Raw genomic sequence first — 18,101 nt, 5'->3', positions numbered from 1 at the left:
ATATACAGAGTTATAGGTAATTCTTAAGGAGACAAAATTTGTGAATCTTCCATATACTGGGGGTTGTCAATGTGGACAGATTCGTTACGAAATCCGTTCCCAAGCCTTAACTATTTACGTGTGCCACTGTAAAGAGTGTCAAAAACAATCCTCTAGTGCCTTCGGTATGTCACTGACTGTACCACGAGATGCTGTGGTGATTATTCAAGGACAACCAAAAGCTTGGATTCGCAAAGCTGATAGCGGACGTGAAGTCAAAAACCTGTTCTGCGGTGACTGCGGAACGCGATTATTTCATGAGAGGACTTACAGCCCAAATACAATCAACATCAAAGCGGGAACCCTAGATGATACAAGCTGGTTACATCCAGTTGGCAATCTTTGGACACGCAGCGCCCAGCCGTGGGTGATAATCTCAGACAAATTGCTTAACTACGATGGGCAACCAGAGGATATACTTCCCTTGTGGAAGAAATGGGAACAACAGGATTAATAAATTTTTCAGGTTACTCTTTCGTTTTTGTCAGAGATTACCGTAGATTCTGAAGAATTTCTCTTTCCACCCTTTCCACCTTTGCACCTAACGCACTTCGTGCTAGAGCCTACGGCACGCTACGCGAACGCTTCGCTGATGCGCCTTTGCGTGAACCTAACTCCTACTTCCTCCCCACCGCATACTGCTTCAATACCTGCTGCAAATATTGTCCAGTATAAGAACGAGGATTTTTAGCAACTTCCTCCGGTGTCCCCACAGCAATAATTGCTCCCCCTTTATCGCCACCTTCAGGCCCCAAATCAATCACCCAATCAGCGCAACGAATCACGTCTAAATTGTGTTCAATCACTAAAATTGAATTACCTTTATCTACTAACCTTTGCAACACATCCAACAATTTATGGACATCGTAAAAAGATAAACCTGTAGTTGGTTCATCTATTAAATAAAGCGTCTTACCTGTCGCCCGGCGAGATAATTCTGTGGCTAATTTTACCCGTTGTGCTTCACCACCAGATAAGGTAGTTGCAGGTTGTCCCAATTTGACGTAACCCAAACCGACATCATATAAAGTTTGCAACCGAGTTACGGCTTTAGGAATGTTTTGGAAAAATTCTAAACTCTCCTCAACCGTCATATTCAAAACATCAGAAATAGACTTATCTTTGTATTTCACCTGCAAAGTTTCTCGGTTATATCTCGCACCTTTGCAAACTTCGCATTGTACATAAACATCGGGGAGAAAATTCATTTCAATGACATTTACACCCTGTCCGCTACAAGCTTCACAACGTCCACCTTTGACATTAAAAGAAAATTGTCCGGGTCTATATCCCCTAGCTTTTGCTTCCACTGTTTGCGAAAATACATCCCGAATTGCATCGAAAATACCCGTATAAGTTGCAGGATTAGAACGTGGTGTCCGTCCTATGGGCGATTGGTCAATAACGATAGCTTTATCAACTGCATTTAATCCCTGAATTTCCTGTAAGTGTCTTGGTAAAGGAACTTTTTTTGTTAAATGATGTTGTAATGAGGGATAAAGTAATTCGTTAATTAGAGTAGATTTCCCAGAACCAGAAACACCAGTTACAGCGACGAGTTTACCTAAAGGAATTTCGACATCGATATTTCTTAAATTATTGCGATGGGCATTTTTAATTCCTAAACTGCGTCCGTTTCCTTTGCGACGTTCCTCTGGTGTAGAAATTACTCTTCTTCCAGATAAATAAGCCCCCGTTAAAGAATCTTCTGCTGCTAATAAAGATTCTAAACTTCCTTGGGAAATAATATTTCCACCGTGGATTCCTGCACCGGGTCCAATATCAACGATATAATTGGCGGCACGGATGGTTTCTTCATCATGCTCAACTACGATTAAAGTATTACCTAAATCCCGTAATTTAGTTAAAGTTTTGAGTAACCGTCCATTATCTCGTTGATGTAAACCAATACTTGGTTCATCTAAAACGTAAAGCACTCCAGTTAAACCAGAGCCAATTTGTGTTGCTAAACGAATGCGTTGGGCTTCTCCACCAGAAAGGGTCATCGCGGGACGATCTAGAGTAAGATAATCTAAACCAACATCTAACAAAAATTGCAATCTAGCTTTAATTTCTCTTAATACTAAATCGGCAATTTGAATTTGGCGATCGCTCAATTCTAACTGATCAACTCTTTCCCGACAATCCCGAATCGAAACTCCAGTTAAATCTAAAATTCCATATTGTCCCAACCGTACCGCTAAAGCTTCCGGTTTTAAACGTTTTCCGCCGCAAACTTCACAGGGTTGATCAACTAAATATTGCTCTAACTTCTGCTTAACTAACTCCGTCCCACCCTCATATTGACGTTGCAAAATTGGAATCACACCCTTAAAACTCTGCTTTCTTTGGGCTGCTGTGGTTCCTTCTTCCTTCTCCCCATACATGACAGTCTGCTGCTGTTCTACTGTTAGCTGATTCCACTTAGCTTGTAACTCAAACCCAGTCGCCTGTCCCACACTATAAAGCAATTCCAAATAATAAGAATTATCTTTTTCTGACCAAGGAGCGATCGCCGCATAAATTGGTGCTTCCGGGTCTGGTACAATCAAATCAGGCGTAAATGTCTTTAATGTCCCGATACCATGACAATGGGGACAAGCACCATAAGGCGAGTTAAAGGAAAACAGGCGTGGCGATAACTCTTCCATCACCGCCCCGTGAACCGGACAAGCAAAGTTTTCCGAAAATACTAATTCTTCTTCTTTATCTTCGCCGCTATCAGATGTCACACTCACAAGAATGGTAGCAATTCCAGCAGACTGTTTTAAGCACGTAGACAGAGAATCCACCAAACGCTCTTGAATACCAGCTTTTTTAACCAAGCGGTCGATAACAACTTCGATAGTATGGGTAATATTTTTATCTAATTCAATCGAGTCTGACAGTTCCCGCACTTCTCCATCCACACGCACCCGCACAAAACCCTGAGAAGCGAGACTAGATATCAGCTTGCGGTGAGTTCCCTTTTTACCTCTGACAACAGGCGCAAGAATTTGGAACTTAGTCCTATCTGGTAAATCGGAAATGCGATCGCACATCTCATCAATTGTCTGGGGTGCAATCGAGCGATCGCATATCGGACAATGGGGTTCACCAGCGCGACCAAACAATAGCCGCAAGTAATCGTAAATTTCCGTCACCGTCCCCACCGTCGAACGGGGGTTATGGGAAGTAGACTTTTGATCGATGGAAATCGCCGGACTTAAGCCTTCAATGGCTTCCACATCCGGTTTATCTAATTGACCTAAAAATTGCCGCGCGTAGGCGCTGAGGGACTCTACATAACGCCTTTGACCTTCGGCGAAAATGGTATCAAAGGCTAAAGAAGACTTACCCGAACCAGAAACACCAGTAAATACAATCAGGCGATCGCGCGGTAATTCCAAGTCAATATTCTTCAGATTATGCTGCCTAGCACCCCGAATCCGAATGGTATTCTGGCTGTTGTGGTGAGAATGAGGAAGATGTCCATTTAAGGATGGGGCTAGCTTTTTATCTGACATATCGGCTTGGTGATAGTAAGAGGCGGCTTGAAACAATCCTTCATAATACTATCTTTATTACGGTTCTAGTAGAACAGCCGTACTGTTTTCTTTGGGTCGTAATTATACCCATAAGTGTAGGGCAATATCCGAAGATCAGTTTTCTTTGTTGACCAAATTAATTTACATAAGTCAAATGCAAAATTTCCATCTGATAATTAACATCTCCCAAAAGGCATACTTATAGTTGGAACCATAGGAAAAATTCAAGCTAACACCAGAGAATCTTCTATATGTTAATAGAGAGATTAAAGCAAATTTAAAATGAATATTAAAAACCTTTCAATATCATACTAAATCTGTTAACCTTTCATGGAGACAACATAGAAAGTTAAAAATTATTACCTTAATTTTGAATAAGGCTCAGTAAAAATCTATCCCGTCTTCCCAATTAGAAGTTCGCTGACCAAACAAATCAAATCGAATTGGTGAATAATTCTGCCTAATTTTCCATCCGCAACTGGAAAACTTTATCGTGAGTTAGATGACCTGCTGACCACAAACCACTAAAGTTGCAGACTAAAGAATTTATCAAAATAATTTTGTAATGGAGTTGGATATGACTTTAACAAGTACCCCACAAACCAAGCCTTTAGCAGATGAAGAACTGCATAAAATCAACGCTTACTGGCGTGCGGCTAACTATCTTTCAGTTGGGCAAATATATTTATTCGACAATCCCCTGTTACGAGAACCGTTAAGGCCAGAACACATTAAACCTCGACTTTTGGGACATTGGGGAACCACACCAGGGCTGAATTTTATCTATGTTCACCTGAATCGGGTAATTAAAAAGTACGACCTCAACACAATCTACATTGCAGGCCCTGGTCATGGCGGCCCTGGACTGGTAGCTAATACTTACCTAGAAGGTACTTACAGCGAATACTATCCCAACATTTCCCAGGATGCTGAGGGAATGAAGAAACTCTTTAAACAGTTCTCTTTCCCTGGTGGTATTCCTAGCCATGTAGCACCAGAAACCCCTGGTTCAATTCATGAAGGCGGTGAACTAGGTTATGCTCTTGTTCATGCTTATGGTGCAGCTTTTGATAACCCAGACTTAATTGTGGCGGCTGTTGTCGGTGATGGCGAAGCAGAAACCGGGGCTTTAGCTACAAGTTGGCATTCTAACAAATTTCTCAATCCTGTGCATGATGGTGCAGTCCTGCCGATATTACACCTGAATGGCTATAAAATTGCTAACCCCACGTTACTAGCAAGGTTGAGTTATGCAGAATTGGAAAACCTCTTTTTAGGTTATGGTTACAAACCTTATTTTGTCGAAGGTGTTGAACCCTCCGATGTTCACCAGCAAATGGCCGCAACTTTAGATATTGCGATCGCCGAAATTCAAAGCATCCAGAGAGAAGCCCGTGTACATGGTTTCAGCAAGCGTCCCCAGTGGCCGATGATTATCCTCAGAACCCCCAAAGGTTGGACAGGTCCGAAGGAAGTTAATGGCAAAAAAACCGAAGGTTACTGGCGATCGCATCAAGTCCCATTTGGTAGTGTCACCGGACACCCAGAAAACCTGAAATTACTCGAAGACTGGATGCGGAGTTACAAACCAGAAGAACTCTTCGATGCTAACGGAACACTCATTCCCGAACTAGCAGAACTAGCGCCCCTCGGACATCGACGCATGGGCGACAATCCCCACACCAACGGCGGTGCGCTGCTGCGGGATTTAAAAATGCCCGATTTCCCAGACTACGCTGTTGATGTTAGCCACCCAGCCACAACCTATGCTGAAGCTACCAAAGTCACCGGAGAGTTTCTGCGGGATGTGATGCAACTCAACGAAGAAAGTAGTAACTTTCGCATCTTTGGCCCCGACGAAACCGCATCAAATCGCCTCAGTGCGGTGCTGGAAGTTACAGACCGGACTTGGGTAGCCGACATCCTCCCAGAAGACGAAAACCTTTCCCCTAACGGTCGGGTGATGGAGGTTCTCAGTGAAACTAATTGTCAAGGCTGGTTAGAAGGCTACCTACTTACAGGTCGTCATGGATTTTTCTCCTGCTATGAGGCCTTTATCCACATCATTGATTCGATGTTTAACCAGCACGCCAAATGGTTAAAAACTACCAATGATATTCCTTGGCGGCGACCCATTGCTTCTCTCAACTACCTACTCACTTCACACGTTTGGCGACAAGACCACAACGGTTTCTCTCACCAAGACCCTGGTTTTATTGATCATGTACTTAACAAGAAAGCCGAGATTATTCGCGTATATCTACCCCCCGATGCTAACACTCTGCTATCAGTCACAGACCATTGCTTGAGAAGTCGCCACTATGTCAATGTCATTGTCGCAGGTAAGCAGCCATCATTACAATACCTAGATATGGATGCAGCTATCAAGCACTGCACCAAAGGCCTGAGTATTTGGGAATGGGCTAGTAACGATAAAGGTAGCGAAACAGATGTAGTCATGGCTTGTGCTGGGGACGTTCCCACTTTAGAAACCTTAGCAGCCGTGGATATTCTCCGCCAACACTTCCCAGAGTTAAAGGTGCGGGTAGTGAACATAGTCAATTTAATGAAACTACAGCCTCAAAGTGAGCATCCCCACGGTTTAAGCAGTAAAGAATTTGATACCATCTTTACCAAAGACAAACCAATCATCTTTGCTTTTCATGGTTATCCTTGGCTGATTCATCGTCTAACTTATCGCCACACTAACCACAATAACTTGCACGTGCGTGGTTATAAAGAAGAAGGAACTACCACTACTCCCTTTGATATGGTTGTGCTGAATGATCTAGATCGCTTTCACCTAGTAATGGACGTAATTGATCGCGTACCACAATTAGGTTCTAAAGCTGCTTATGTGAAACAGATGTTAGAAGATAAGCTAATTGAACATAAGCACTACATTCAGGAACGCGGTGAAGATATGCCGGATATTCGTGATTGGAAATGGCCTTATTAATGGTTGACATTAAACCATTTTTAGGATTTCATTAATTTTTTGACTTAGCGAATCAGATCCCCGACTTCTTCAAGAAGTCGGGGATCTTTGTGTTTATAACTCGTAGACAAAATTTTGATGTGACACAACGGCTAATTTTTTGTTAGTGCTAAACCATGCTGTTATCTTGTATAATGACTTACACAAAATAGTAAGTTTTAACTATATTAAGGTTTGCGTGTATGGGATTTGCTGAAGATATTACTAAATTGTCTGAACAAGTACGTAAGCGAATTGATAATGTTTCTGGTGAAGAAGCAACTAAGATGGCGCTAATCGTTCCTTTTTTGAGCGCTCTTGGTTACGATGTTTATGACCCTAGTGAAGTAATACCAGAATATATAGCAGATTTTGCCATCAAAAAAGCAGGACAGTTTGAAAAGGTAGATTATGCTTTAGCTATAAATGGTTCTATAGTCATGTTCGTAGAGGCAAAAGCCTATGGTCAAAAAGCTGAAGCACATGATGGTCAATTAAGTCGTTATTTCAATGGGCTGATAACAACAAAAGTTGCTATAGTTACTAACGGAATCGATTATCGATTCTTTACGGATTTACGTGATAAAAATGTCATGGATAAGGAGCCATTTTTCATTTTTAATATTCTTGAGTATGAAACTAAAGACATTGAAAACCTCAAATTTTTTCACCGTAATAACTTTGATGTTGAAGCTATTACTAACCATGCTGAAGAGATGATATATGTAAAAGCTATAACTCAACTTATTGGGAATGTATTACGTTTTCCATCCGAAGGATTTGTACGCTTTTTAGTTAGTGAACTTGGTACTGTAGCCCCTGGTTATGAAATTCAAGGTCGAATTACTGGTAAGGTGATTGAAAAATTCAAACCTATTATCAAAAAATCTATTCAAGGTAGTTTAGTAGAATTAATGACCCGTTCTCTGAATCAAGAAATGGCACAGTCCGTTGAATCTATTAATATTAATCATACTGATGAAGCAGATATAAAGGCGGAAGAAGTAGACAGCGACGAAGAAGAAAAAGCAAGAATAATTACAACGGAAGAAGAATTAGCAGCTTTTGAAAAAGTACAAATAATTCTTAAATCATCTCAAAGCTATAAATTTGAAATTCAGTATAGGGATACAGTAAATTATTTTGGTATTCACCTTGGTAAATCCAACTGGTGGTTTTTACGATTGTCTCTATCTTCAACCAAGAAGACTTTTATTGCCAGACTAGGTATAGATGAAGTTAAAACTTTAGCTTCAGATTTCGTAGTCCAAGAAGTAGTATCACCTACAGGGGAAGCATGGTCAAAAATAACCATTTCTTCCGTTGATGATTTAGATAGGCTCAGAACGGTTCTGATTAGGTCTTATGAACTCGAAGCTGCTAAACATTAATTTACAAAGTTAGACGGGTCTTGATCTCGTCGATGCTGAGTGGGAATGGGTGCTGGCTGCCCATTACCTACAAGGGCTGCGGTTTTTTCCAGGGATTCCCGCAATCGCTTGGCTGCGTAGATGGACATATCTCGTGGTACATTAATGCGATCGCGCAAATATCGTAGAGCAACATCAGATCCCGATGGAGGTAAACAGTCTTCATTGGTCATCATCTGAGTTAAAGCACAACGTAGCGCTTGATCAAACAATTGATCATCTAAGGGGTTGACTCGGATAATATTGATGCGATGTTTGATAGTTCGTTGAAGAGCTTCCAGGCGGGAGTTTTCGGGTTCTGGATAAGTCACATCTGGTAGCCCAAACCAGGGACCATTATCCACCCGCGTTTTATTGAGAAGCATCTGAGTTTCGCCGTTTTCCCAACAGCCCCCCATCTGGGGCGGTAAATCATGTGCGTGGGTGTGAAAGTCGCTCTGAGTACCACGGTAGGTAGGTCGGCTTTCCATTGCCGCAAACCATGCGTTTAAGCGAGGGTTTTCCTCTCGCAGGGAGTAGCCTTTGTAGTAGTAAAGGCTCGCATTCATCCGTTCCAGATATGGCGTAAAAATCACATCAACAATACCGAAGCTATCCAGAAAGTAAGGGCTTGGGGTGCGACTTAGAGCATCCTCGACCTTAGCCACCACTGTGATAAATTGTTCTCGGTGGCGTTGTTCTTGTTGAGAGGAAGCGGCTTTAGAACACAGCCAAAAGCACCAAGCTCTAAATAAAAGTCGTTCTAATTGACGTAGAGGCAGCACCCTGCGGTCTTCCATCCCTTGGCTCAATGGACCAAAAACCTGTTCCAAAGCGAGCAAAATATCATCGCTTTCTTTAATAATTCGTCCATCTAGCTCAACCGCAGGGAGCATTCCTGATGGAACTTTACGTTTGTACCAACTTTCTTTTTCCCCATAGCAGAACATTGTCACTTTTTCGATGCGGTAGGGGATCTGTTTTTCCTCTAGCCATAACCAAACTTTTTGACAGTAAGGACACCAGGCGTGATTATCGCGGTACAACGTTACCCGCACATCAGATTCGGGCTGACCAAACAAGCGTAACCTGGCTCTAGCATTGGTGAGACCATTAACAGTATCTATTTGATAGTCTGTGAGGGTTTCTAGTTCTTGCCAGCTTAAGGGTGCGGTAGTCATGGGTGAGTTGAGTAGGTCAATACTTAGGACTTTTCTTGACTCTACAATTTTCCCGACTACTTGCCAACATATTTACTAAATAATTGAATAGCGTCGGCAACATTGACATCGCCATCCCCGTTGGCATCCAAGAAAGAATTTAATACAGAATTTCCACTAGTTTGGGGATTTTGGGTATTAGCACCAGATTGCAATAAATTTAATACTATAGGCACAATCACAGGTAACAATTGCATAATTGTACCAGCATCTAATCCTGTATGTTGAGAAGCTATCTGTGCTACCTGCTGTTGGATTTGAGGGGGAAACAGGGAACTGACGGCTTGAGGGTTAGAAGAAGTCCCAGCATATTGATTAACCAATGCTTGGGTTGCTTCATTACCGTCTGAGGCTTGCTTCTGTTGTAAAGCAGAACGTACATGGTTACCTACTACACCAACAACCGATTGTATGGTTGAAGGATTTGTACCAGTGGCATTACTCAGCTGATTAACAGTGTTAATAATACTGCCGAGTTGACCTAAACTAGCTTGTTGATTGGGATTGCTCACAGCACCGATAATTGTATCAAACAGACCCATAATCATTTTCTCCTGATGTTCTGATTCCTTGAGTGTAAAACAGCTGTCGCTGTCCAATGCACAACTTGGGCAATATCCTCAAAATCTTAACATTCAATACTTCTGCCTTAATATATAAAAATTTTGCGTAAAAAAGTTACAGCAGACTTCGTATAGGGCATATTAGTAAAGGAGACAGAAAGCAAGCTGTTTTCTGGTTAAAACTGTCTCTTTTAACTGTTGTAAATTTCTGCACACATTTTTAGCTATGCAATTCTCAACCAAGTCTCCTTTATCTTGGCTTGACAAAATTCTGCGATTGCATTTTAAAGCAATCCTGCTAGTTTGCTTATTGACATGGACTGTTTTACTTGCAACTACTACTTTGCAGGTTCAACACTCTTGCAATCCGATGATTCATTGGTCTGGTGATCTTCCAACAGAATGCCTAAAAAAACCTATTCACATACAGTCTTCCAATATCAAGCAAAACAAGATTATTCAAACTCAACCGAACATTGAGCATAAACATGAAACTTCAAATCTTCCAAAAAATCCTAGTAAAAATCCACCCACTACCATCTTGGAAAATTTAGAAAAATCTCCTGATGTCACTGCTGGTACTATTGCTATAGGTGTGGCAACAGGTATGGCTTTAATTGCAGGCGCTCCACTAGCCGTTATTATTGGATCTGGATTTGTTACTTGGTTAGCCATTAGAACAGTTTTGTCTATTGGAGCGAATTGAACCACCAATTTTAAATATTCAAAGGTTTATTTTAGGAAAAATCAGCCATGCAATCTCTCCCTCAAGATAATAATAGTTCCGCAGATAGTACACAACAATTATCAAATTCTTCTATCAATCAAGTAAAGAGTTCAGATAATCAAATCAGTAATAATCCAGCTATACCCTTGGAAGCTGTACCAGCTAAAAATCAAAATTCAATTTTATCAGTTGATTCAAGTAAACTGATTATAATTGGACTTTTTATTATTGGAATAGTCGCTACCTTTTTCCTTGTTACTAGGGGGAATGACTTGTGCATTTTAAGCTTTTGTAATGATGTGGGGAGACATTCTTCTACATTAACCGGTGATTTTTGGGCTTTTGCGGGAGGAACAGCAACAGTTATAGTTTTAACTACATTCTTAGGAATTTCATTACTACCTGCTGTTGGTATAGCCTCTGCTGTCTGGTTTTTTATCTATTCTTCGCTTCATCTATCTTAGTTATCATAGAGAAATTGACAATGAATCGACTAATTGAAGTTAGCCAAGTTTGTAAAACTTTTTCTAAAGGTTTTAGTAAAATTCCTATTCTTAATCAGGTTAATTTTTTTGTGGAGAAAGGGGAATTTGTAGTATTGCGAGGAGAGAATGGTGCAGGTAAAACTACTTTACTTAATTTAATTCTAGGAATTATCCAACCAAGTGAAGGAGAAGTCAAACTCATGGGGCTTTCTCCTCAAGAATCATCTGCCAAAACATCTGTAGGTGTAGTTTTACAAAAAACAAATGTTCCCCCAAATTTGAAAGTTAAAGAACTTGTCCAGCTTGTAAGAAGCTACTATCCTAATTCACAGACAGTTTCAGCTATCTTGAAAAGGGTTCGTCTTGAAGATCAATCTGAAACATCGGCGAGTAAGTTATGTGGTGGGGAAACGCAGCGTTTATATTTTGCTCTGGCTTTAGTAGGTAATCCAGAACTGCTTATACTTGATGAACCTACGAGAGACTTAGACTATAAAAGCTATGAAGATTTTTGGCAGCAAATAAGACTCTGCCGAGAGCAAGGAATTACCATTTTAATGGTTACACATAATCAGTCAGATTGGAAGGAGCTTAATCAACTTGCAACGCGTTATGTAACGCTTCATAAAATTAATGACGCACCATCAGAAGGTCAAATTAGCCAAGCAGAGAATATCACAAGTCAAGAAGAAATATTAGTTAAAATCGAAAATCAAGAAAAGCTACAAAGAGAAACTTTCATTAATCCACAAAGTGCTGCATTCATACTTATACAGCAAATATGGATAGAAATAATTCAATTATGGCGTACACCTTTGTCTTTATTAGGTATTATTCTGTTTGCGTGCTTTAGTGCCGTGTTTCCATTTCATGGTGAAGCTGCTAAACAAGCGCTGTTATCATTTAGTGTATTAATTTTATTGACTATTGCAATTGATCGATTAGGTAAGAGAGTGTCAGTTGAACGCGCTGAAGGTTGGTTAAAATTGCTTCGTGTAACCCCATTACCACCAGTTATCTATATCACTGCAAAAATTGTAACCACTCTACTAATATGTGCCATAACTATTGCATTAATTATGATAATAGGAGTCTGGCGATTAGGAATAGAAACTGATATCGGGCAAGTATTTCTCGTTTTTCTCAGCTTAGTTTTAGGCGTGATACCCTTTGCAGTTTTTGGACTAGCTTTAAGTTACTTGACACAACCTAAAAGTTACGACTCTATTGCTGGCTTATCGATTCCTATCGGCTTGGCAAGTTGCGGTGCTTTACCTCTAACTCAGCCACATTTTTTACAGGATGTAGTTGCTTTTTCACCGTTTTACCACTATCGAGAATTAACCCTATGGGCAGCAGGTCTGAATTATGATCAACATCTCTCGCTACATTTTCTATGGCTATTATGGGCTGGAGGGGTGTTTGGATTAATAGCTGTATGGGCATATAAACGTGATTCTGTGATTCAATAGCATTTTATTCTCAATCCTTGATGAACATTTTTCATTAACGAGAGGAGCCAATATCGTCTTTTAAGACTAACTTGAGTTCTTTACTAATTGGTAAGCTATCAATTTCTCTACATAGGTTCTGTAATGATTCGCCTCTTGATCTCCTTTCTGAATATATTGCTTTAAGTAATGATGTTAATCCATATTTGCTAAGTGCATCTGATGCTAACCCTACTATTCCAAGTAGTACAATACCACCTACCATTCCGCCTGGACCCAACATAGCTAATGCCGCAGTAATTGCAGCAGCACCTGCTAAACCTGTTGATGCCATTGTAATGAGAAGTATAATGGCTGGTAATCCAATACCAGCTAATTTTCTAACAACTTCATCCATGATTAAAATTTCTTTGCATTAAGAAGAAATATAATCTATCTACTGGTATCGTAAACCAGTAATATTACTCAAAGTAAGAATATTTAAGTTCTACTGATTGGCAATAGCTTAACGTAAGTTCGACGGAACCTAACCCCAACTCCTTTCCTACAAGGGAAGGGAAGGGGCAAAAAATCTATAACGAATGTGGGACATATTGATGTCTGTACCTCATTTACCAAGTATTAATGGGAACTTGATATAATTTCATCTCTTCAAAAATCGCTGACGCATCCGCACCACAAAGGTATTCACCTCTGGTATTTTCAGGAATGACACAATAATTGCAAATACCAAAATCCCCACTAAGCCTGATACACACAACTGCAACAGTTGAATAATTAACCCCTGGGTTCCTAACAACTGCTGCAAACCGACCAAAGTTCCAAAACTGGCTAACCCAGCCACAATACTACCCCCAGTTAAACCCAAAATTGGTAAACTCCACTCACGCCAAGGTAAACCATTGAGTTTGCGGTCAAGCAACCATAACAGCATCAACATTGAACTGCAATTTACGCCTACTGTTGCCAACACAATACCATTAGCGCCAAAGGGTTTCACCAAAATTGCATCTAGTCCAGCGTTGAGGAAAATGTTAAAAATACTAATGCGAAATGGTGTCTGTCCATCGCCCAAGGCGTAAAACACCCGTACTAAAACATCACGCCCCAAATAAACAAACATCCCAATACCGTAAGCAATCAGCAGGGATGAAACCAACTGTGTAGCTTCTTGTTTGAAAGCACCCCGTTCATATACTATCTGCACAATTGGCACAGATAACACGATCATCAGCGCCCCTAAAGGTAGCATAGTCACGGCGGTGAGTAAAATTCCTTGGCGAATGCGTAGTTTTAAGTCTGGCCAATGTTCTGGATCAGCTAGTTTTGCAAACATTGGTAACAGAGGTAGCAAAATAATATTAGAAATAATTCCTAAAGGAGTCTGTACCAGGAGATTGGCATAGTTAAAACCAGCCGCCGCACCGGGGATCGGACTAGCAAAATATAGGTCAGTGGCGACATTAATCGGCATCATCCCAGAGGAAATTGTCGCCGGTGTCATGATTCTAATGACTTCTTGCACCCCAGGGGATTTAAAATCAAACCGCAGGCGTAATGTACCTAATCCTAAGCGCCACTGCACAATTAGCTGTACTAACCACTGGAGAATTGCCCCTGCTAAGGTTCCCCAAGCTAAGACCATACCACCGATGAGGGCGTATTCTGGCTGAATAATATCTTTACCTAGTTGCCCTGTTAAGATGGCAATGCCGGCAATGACAGTAATACTGGATAATAAGGGACTAATTGAAAGTAACCAATATTGATTGGCGGCGTTGAGTGTGCCGAAACCAATGCCAATTAACCCCGCAAATAAAGCCATTGGGGCCATGATGCGGATTTGTTGAATGGCGATCGCTCTTGTTGTAGGTTCTAAACCATAACCAACAATATCAATAATTGTATCAGCAAAGAAAATCTGAGCCACCGTCACCAGTAACAGTAATCCACCCACCAGAGTTGTGACTGTTTCTACCAGTGGTGCGCCTTCTTCTCTTTTGCGCTTGGCTAAAACACTGACCACCGCACTGTGTAATGGTCCATTTACACCACCCAGGAGAATTAAGAGAAAACCCGGAATAATGTAAGCGTAACTATAAGCAGTAGCGGCAGCACCCACACCAAAAGCAGCTGCGATCGCTTGCTGTCGGACTAAACCAAATACTTTACTAATTAATGTCGCCGCCGCTACAATTCCAGCAATTCCTGCAAAAGAACGAGCGGGTTTGGGATCTTCTTGTGTCACTCAGTTTTTAATTCGTAATTCGTAATTCGTAATTCGTAATTATATTATTTCCCACTCCCCATTCCCCACTATGGACATCCCAAACTATCCCGTGTTGCCACCCCGGTAACTGGATTTACGCCATTAGCGCGATCGCACATTAAAGCCACTTGATAGCGGTCTATCAAAGCATCAGTAAAATCCGCCCCCGTAATATCCGCATCAAAAAAACGACTCCGGGTCATAGTGGCTTCGGTGAAAATAGCATTTTTTAAATTTGCCCCATCCATAGTCACACGGTCAACTAAAGCACCTTCAAGGTTGGCATTTTCCAAATTAGCATTGAGTAAAACACCCTTAGTCAGAATGGCATTTTTTAAATTTGCCCCTTGAAAATTTGCCCCCCGCATTTCTGCCGCCACAAAAGTTCCCCCAGCTAAATCGGTGTTAGAAAAATCCCGATTTTGGAGACTGCCATTACTGTAGTTGATGGTGTTGATTTGAGCAAAAGCCGGTTGAGGATTAATGATCACCCATAACCAAGCCAAAACCAAAATCACAATCAAACTTAATAATCTTAGTAAAAACTTTTTCATAACTTTACATAACTATGTGAATACTACTGAGTCAAGAGTGGCGAGTGAATAGTAGAAAAATTATATATTTTTCCTGACTCAGAACTCCTGTACGGGCGGGTTTACTAAGGATTTCGACGAACCACAGATTGACTGCTTAAACCCGCCCCTACCCACTCAGCACTCACTACTTCCAATCTCTACCAATGCGAATTGTGAGATCAGATCCTAAATCCCCAGTTGCCGACACCTCAATTTTACCTAAGCCTATGACTTCATGTAGCTCAAGTCCTGTTTGGCGATCGCCTTTTTGGACAATAATCTGAGTTTGCCTTTGGGTATCAGGCCAATCCGTCACCGCATAAACATTTGTAAAACCTTTTTGTTTGAGATAGCGAATAACTTTTTCTGTTAGCTGAGGTTGATTGGAAGCATTTTGAATAGCAATTACACGGCTATTAACTGGACGCACATCTGGTTTCAGACCTGGTGTATCTACCCCAACATAATCATTCAATAGATTCTGTTGTCCATTCAGATTTAGCCAATAACTATTGGGATCTTGACTGAATCGGCTGAAATTACCCGGTAAAATAGTCATTTGAAAATTATCCCGTTCCAGATTCACAGAATAATTTACTAACGCCATCATTTCTTCTATTTTGAGATTTGTATCAAAATATTTCCGCATCAGGCGGGTTAATTGCGGTAATCGGGGTAAGACAGTCGGACTATTGAGACGTTGCATTAAGGCTGTCATCAGGGCTTGCTGTCGTTGCACTCTAGGTAGATCCCCTGCTCCGGCTTCCCGGAATCGGGCAAACATTTCTGCCTGTTCACCATCAAGAGTTTGCCAACCACTGACCAAATTAATGGATAACTGACTGCTGGGGTTTTGAGATTCCATTACCGGGGGTACAAAAACATCAACCCCACCCAATTGATCAACTAACTGCCTTAAACCGCTCGTAGAAATACGTATATAGCGATGAATAGGGGCATTGTTTAAAGTGCGGCTGACTACCCGTGCTGCCAACACAGGCCCGCCTTGAGCATTGGCATCAGATACCTTAGTCAATCCTTTTTCAGGGATCGCAATCATCGTATCTTTGGGAATTGACAATACCCGCATAGTCTTATTACTAGGGTTAAGCCTAACTAGCAACATGGTATCGCTGGTTCCAGTAAAACTTTCTGGTGAGCCATCAACAGTATCTTTTATGGGATCAACTCCCATAATTAATATATTCATGGGTCGTGATAGTTTATACTGGGATATGTTGCCCCATAATTCCCCAGGTAGTGGTACTTTCTGGTCATCCTTACCAGAAAATCCTAATTCTTCGTCTGTTCGATCTAAATTACTCCACAGAGGAGTCCACAGTGCTAACGTCGATACCAAAAGACCTGATAAAACTATGCCTACAGCCACTGTCAATGTCCACAGTAGCCATCGAGGCATGGTCAAACCTAACCTGTCGTAAAGCTCGTTGGGAATTGCACCCACAGACTCTACAACACTACGGGAAACATCACCTGGCTCATGAGTTACTATTTCCAGATTTGAAGCTGATGGCTCTTGAATTCCTAGCTCCTTTTCTGGCCATTGTACTTGTTGAGGTCTTTCCTCTAGTTCTAACTCTGGGACTTGCTGAAACGACACCTGATTATCTGACCATTGAAATTGTTTAATCACAAATTATCTCCCCACTCAACCACTCCCTAAAGGTATGTTAATCGCAGCTACAAATCTTGCTAGGGCAAAAGCTCACTGTACACTGATAGTGTTCTGAGCTAGGTGTGTATGACAACATGAATAATTCACTGTTTCCTGTAATTCTTGCCGGTGGCAAAGGTGAGCGTTTTTGGCCCCTGAGTCGGAAAGACCGACCTAAACAATTTTTAAGCCTTGATGGTAGCTCTAGAAGTCTCTTACAGGCAACCGCCGATAGATTAATCACAGTTACCAGTGGTTGGAATAACCTCTGGGTGATTACTTCTAGTCAGATAGCCGCAGGTGTTAAACAACAACTACCTGAACTGCCAGATCAAAATTTATTAATTGAGTCAGAAGGGCGAGACACTGCCGCAGCCGTTGCTTGGGCAAGTTTGGAAATTAAGAAACGTTACGGAGAAGATGCTATTATCGGCTTTTTTCCCTCTGACCATTGGATAGCTGACCAAGAAGCATTTAAACGCACCTTAGATGCTGCTACCCAGTTAGCGGCAAGCACGGAGGCGATTGTCACTTTGGGGATCAAGCCTACTTTCCCATCAACTGGTTACGGCTACATTGAACAAGGCGAAAAGATTGGTAGCTTTAATGATTTGCCAGCCTATCACGTCAACCGCTTTACTGAAAAGCCCAACCGTGAAACAGCAGAAACTTTTTTATCCACGGGACGTTTTAGCTGGAATAGCGGAATGTTCGTATTTCGGGCTGGGGTGGTTCTCAAGGAACTATATACCCATGCGCCAGAAATTATCGAACCATTAGAACAACAAGGCCCTGATATATATCCTCAGTTGCTTAAACAGAGTATAGACTATGCACTCATGGAAAAAACAAATTTAGCATACGTCTTGCCAGTTGAATTTGGTTGGGATGATTTAGGTGATTGGAATGCACTTGAGCGCTTACTGAAAAAAGCCGATAATCCCAATGTAGAACTCGCTACTCATGTAGGGTTAGATACGCAGGGGGCGATTGTTTATGCTACTAATTCAGAAGATGTAATTGTGACAATTGGGTTAGAAGATGTAGTAATTGTGCGCGATCGCAACGTTACTTTGGTTGTGAACAAAAATCGCACTCAAGAAATTAAGCAGATTCTTAAAACCCTGGCAAATGATCCCCGATTTACTGAACTGTTGTAACTGTTAAGCTTGAAGAGTTAAAAC

At 41.2% G+C, this 18,101-nt stretch carries 14 protein-coding genes; 7 read left to right on the top strand and 7 right to left on the bottom strand.

Features of this window, described 5'->3' with window-relative positions:
* Nucleotides 1–40: 40 nt before the first annotated feature.
* Entirely contained in the window at nucleotides 41–493 is a 453-nt protein-coding gene (locus ACM0OW_RS06800; protein ID WP_414549275.1) for a GFA family protein, read from the top strand.
* A 163-nt stretch (nucleotides 494–656) separates the two neighbouring features.
* Here the strand turns inward: ACM0OW_RS06800 and uvrA are convergent, their stop codons facing one another.
* Nucleotides 657–3,545 (bottom strand): excinuclease ABC subunit UvrA, encoded by a 2,889-nt coding sequence (uvrA, locus tag ACM0OW_RS06795; protein ID WP_414549481.1) that lies wholly within the window; start codon nucleotides 3,543–3,545, stop codon nucleotides 657–659.
* Nucleotides 3,546–4,143: 598 nt separating this feature from the next.
* Here uvrA and ACM0OW_RS06790 point away from each other — a divergent pair.
* Together ACM0OW_RS06790 and ACM0OW_RS06785 are read left to right on the top strand one after the other, a co-directional pair.
* Nucleotides 4,144–6,525, top strand: coding sequence for a phosphoketolase (locus tag ACM0OW_RS06790; protein ID WP_414549274.1), 2,382 nt, complete (start codon nucleotides 4,144–4,146; stop codon nucleotides 6,523–6,525).
* Between the two features lie 221 nt (nucleotides 6,526–6,746).
* Entirely contained in the window at nucleotides 6,747–7,934 is a 1,188-nt protein-coding gene (locus ACM0OW_RS06785; protein WP_414549273.1) for a type I restriction endonuclease, read from the top strand.
* Here ACM0OW_RS06785 and ACM0OW_RS06780 read toward each other — a convergent pair.
* Nucleotides 7,931–9,133 carry a glutathione S-transferase family protein gene (locus tag ACM0OW_RS06780; RefSeq protein ID WP_414549272.1) on the bottom strand — a complete coding sequence of 401 codons (1,203 nt, stop codon included), beginning with the start codon at nucleotides 9,131–9,133 and terminating at the stop codon, nucleotides 7,931–7,933. The two genes, ACM0OW_RS06785 and ACM0OW_RS06780, sit on opposite strands and share 4 nt — an antisense overlap.
* A 56-nt stretch (nucleotides 9,134–9,189) precedes the next feature.
* Nucleotides 9,190–9,714 carry a DUF937 domain-containing protein gene (locus tag ACM0OW_RS06775; RefSeq protein WP_414549271.1) on the bottom strand — a complete coding sequence of 175 codons (525 nt, stop codon included), beginning with the start codon at nucleotides 9,712–9,714 and terminating at the stop codon, nucleotides 9,190–9,192.
* Between the two features lie 247 nt (nucleotides 9,715–9,961).
* On the opposite strand from ACM0OW_RS06775, the gene ACM0OW_RS06770 reads away from it, so the two are divergent.
* The 3 genes from ACM0OW_RS06770 to ACM0OW_RS06760 are packed head-to-tail and all read left to right on the top strand — an operon-like array spanning nucleotide 9,962 to nucleotide 12,419.
* Nucleotides 9,962–10,441, top strand: coding sequence for a hypothetical protein (locus tag ACM0OW_RS06770; protein ID WP_414549270.1), 480 nt, complete (start codon nucleotides 9,962–9,964; stop codon nucleotides 10,439–10,441).
* 47 nt (nucleotides 10,442–10,488) lie between these two features.
* A complete protein-coding gene (locus ACM0OW_RS06765; RefSeq protein ID WP_414549269.1) occupies nucleotides 10,489–10,926 on the top strand; it encodes a hypothetical protein in 438 nt (145 codons plus the stop codon).
* Between the two features lie 20 nt (nucleotides 10,927–10,946).
* Nucleotides 10,947–12,419, top strand: a complete 1,473-nt coding sequence (locus ACM0OW_RS06760) for an ABC transporter ATP-binding protein/permease (RefSeq protein WP_414549268.1) — start codon at nucleotides 10,947–10,949, stop codon at nucleotides 12,417–12,419.
* 34 nt (nucleotides 12,420–12,453) lie between these two features.
* On the opposite strand, the gene ACM0OW_RS06755 is transcribed toward ACM0OW_RS06760, so the two are convergent.
* The 4 genes from ACM0OW_RS06755 to ACM0OW_RS06740 form a co-directional block, all read right to left on the bottom strand.
* Nucleotides 12,454–12,795 carry a hypothetical protein gene (locus ACM0OW_RS06755; RefSeq protein WP_414549267.1) on the bottom strand — a complete coding sequence of 114 codons (342 nt, stop codon included), beginning with the start codon at nucleotides 12,793–12,795 and terminating at the stop codon, nucleotides 12,454–12,456.
* Nucleotides 12,796–13,041: 246 nt separating this feature from the next.
* The gene (gene murJ / locus ACM0OW_RS06750; RefSeq protein WP_414549266.1) at nucleotides 13,042–14,646 is read right to left on the bottom strand and encodes a murein biosynthesis integral membrane protein MurJ; all 1,605 of its coding nucleotides are present in this window, start codon (nucleotides 14,644–14,646) and stop codon (nucleotides 13,042–13,044) included.
* A gap of 68 nt (nucleotides 14,647–14,714) precedes the next feature.
* Entirely contained in the window at nucleotides 14,715–15,221 is a 507-nt protein-coding gene (locus ACM0OW_RS06745) for a pentapeptide repeat-containing protein (RefSeq protein ID WP_414549265.1), read from the bottom strand.
* A 166-nt stretch (nucleotides 15,222–15,387) separates the two neighbouring features.
* Complete coding sequence (locus ACM0OW_RS06740) at nucleotides 15,388–16,896, bottom strand: LCP family protein (RefSeq protein WP_414549264.1); 1,509 nt, start codon at nucleotides 16,894–16,896, stop codon at nucleotides 15,388–15,390.
* Between the two features lie 116 nt (nucleotides 16,897–17,012).
* Here ACM0OW_RS06740 and ACM0OW_RS06735 point away from each other — a divergent pair, with 116 nt between their 5' ends.
* Complete coding sequence (locus tag ACM0OW_RS06735; protein WP_414549263.1) at nucleotides 17,013–18,077, top strand: mannose-1-phosphate guanylyltransferase; 1,065 nt, start codon at nucleotides 17,013–17,015, stop codon at nucleotides 18,075–18,077.
* The last annotated feature ends 24 nt before the right edge of the window (nucleotides 18,078–18,101 follow it).

This window comes from Anabaena sp. CCY 0017 (genome assembly GCF_963920885.1).
Taxonomy (GTDB): domain Bacteria; phylum Cyanobacteriota; class Cyanobacteriia; order Cyanobacteriales; family Nostocaceae; genus Nodularia.
Note: the sequence above shows the minus strand (reverse complement) of the source record. Positions and strands in the feature narration are given on the sequence as shown.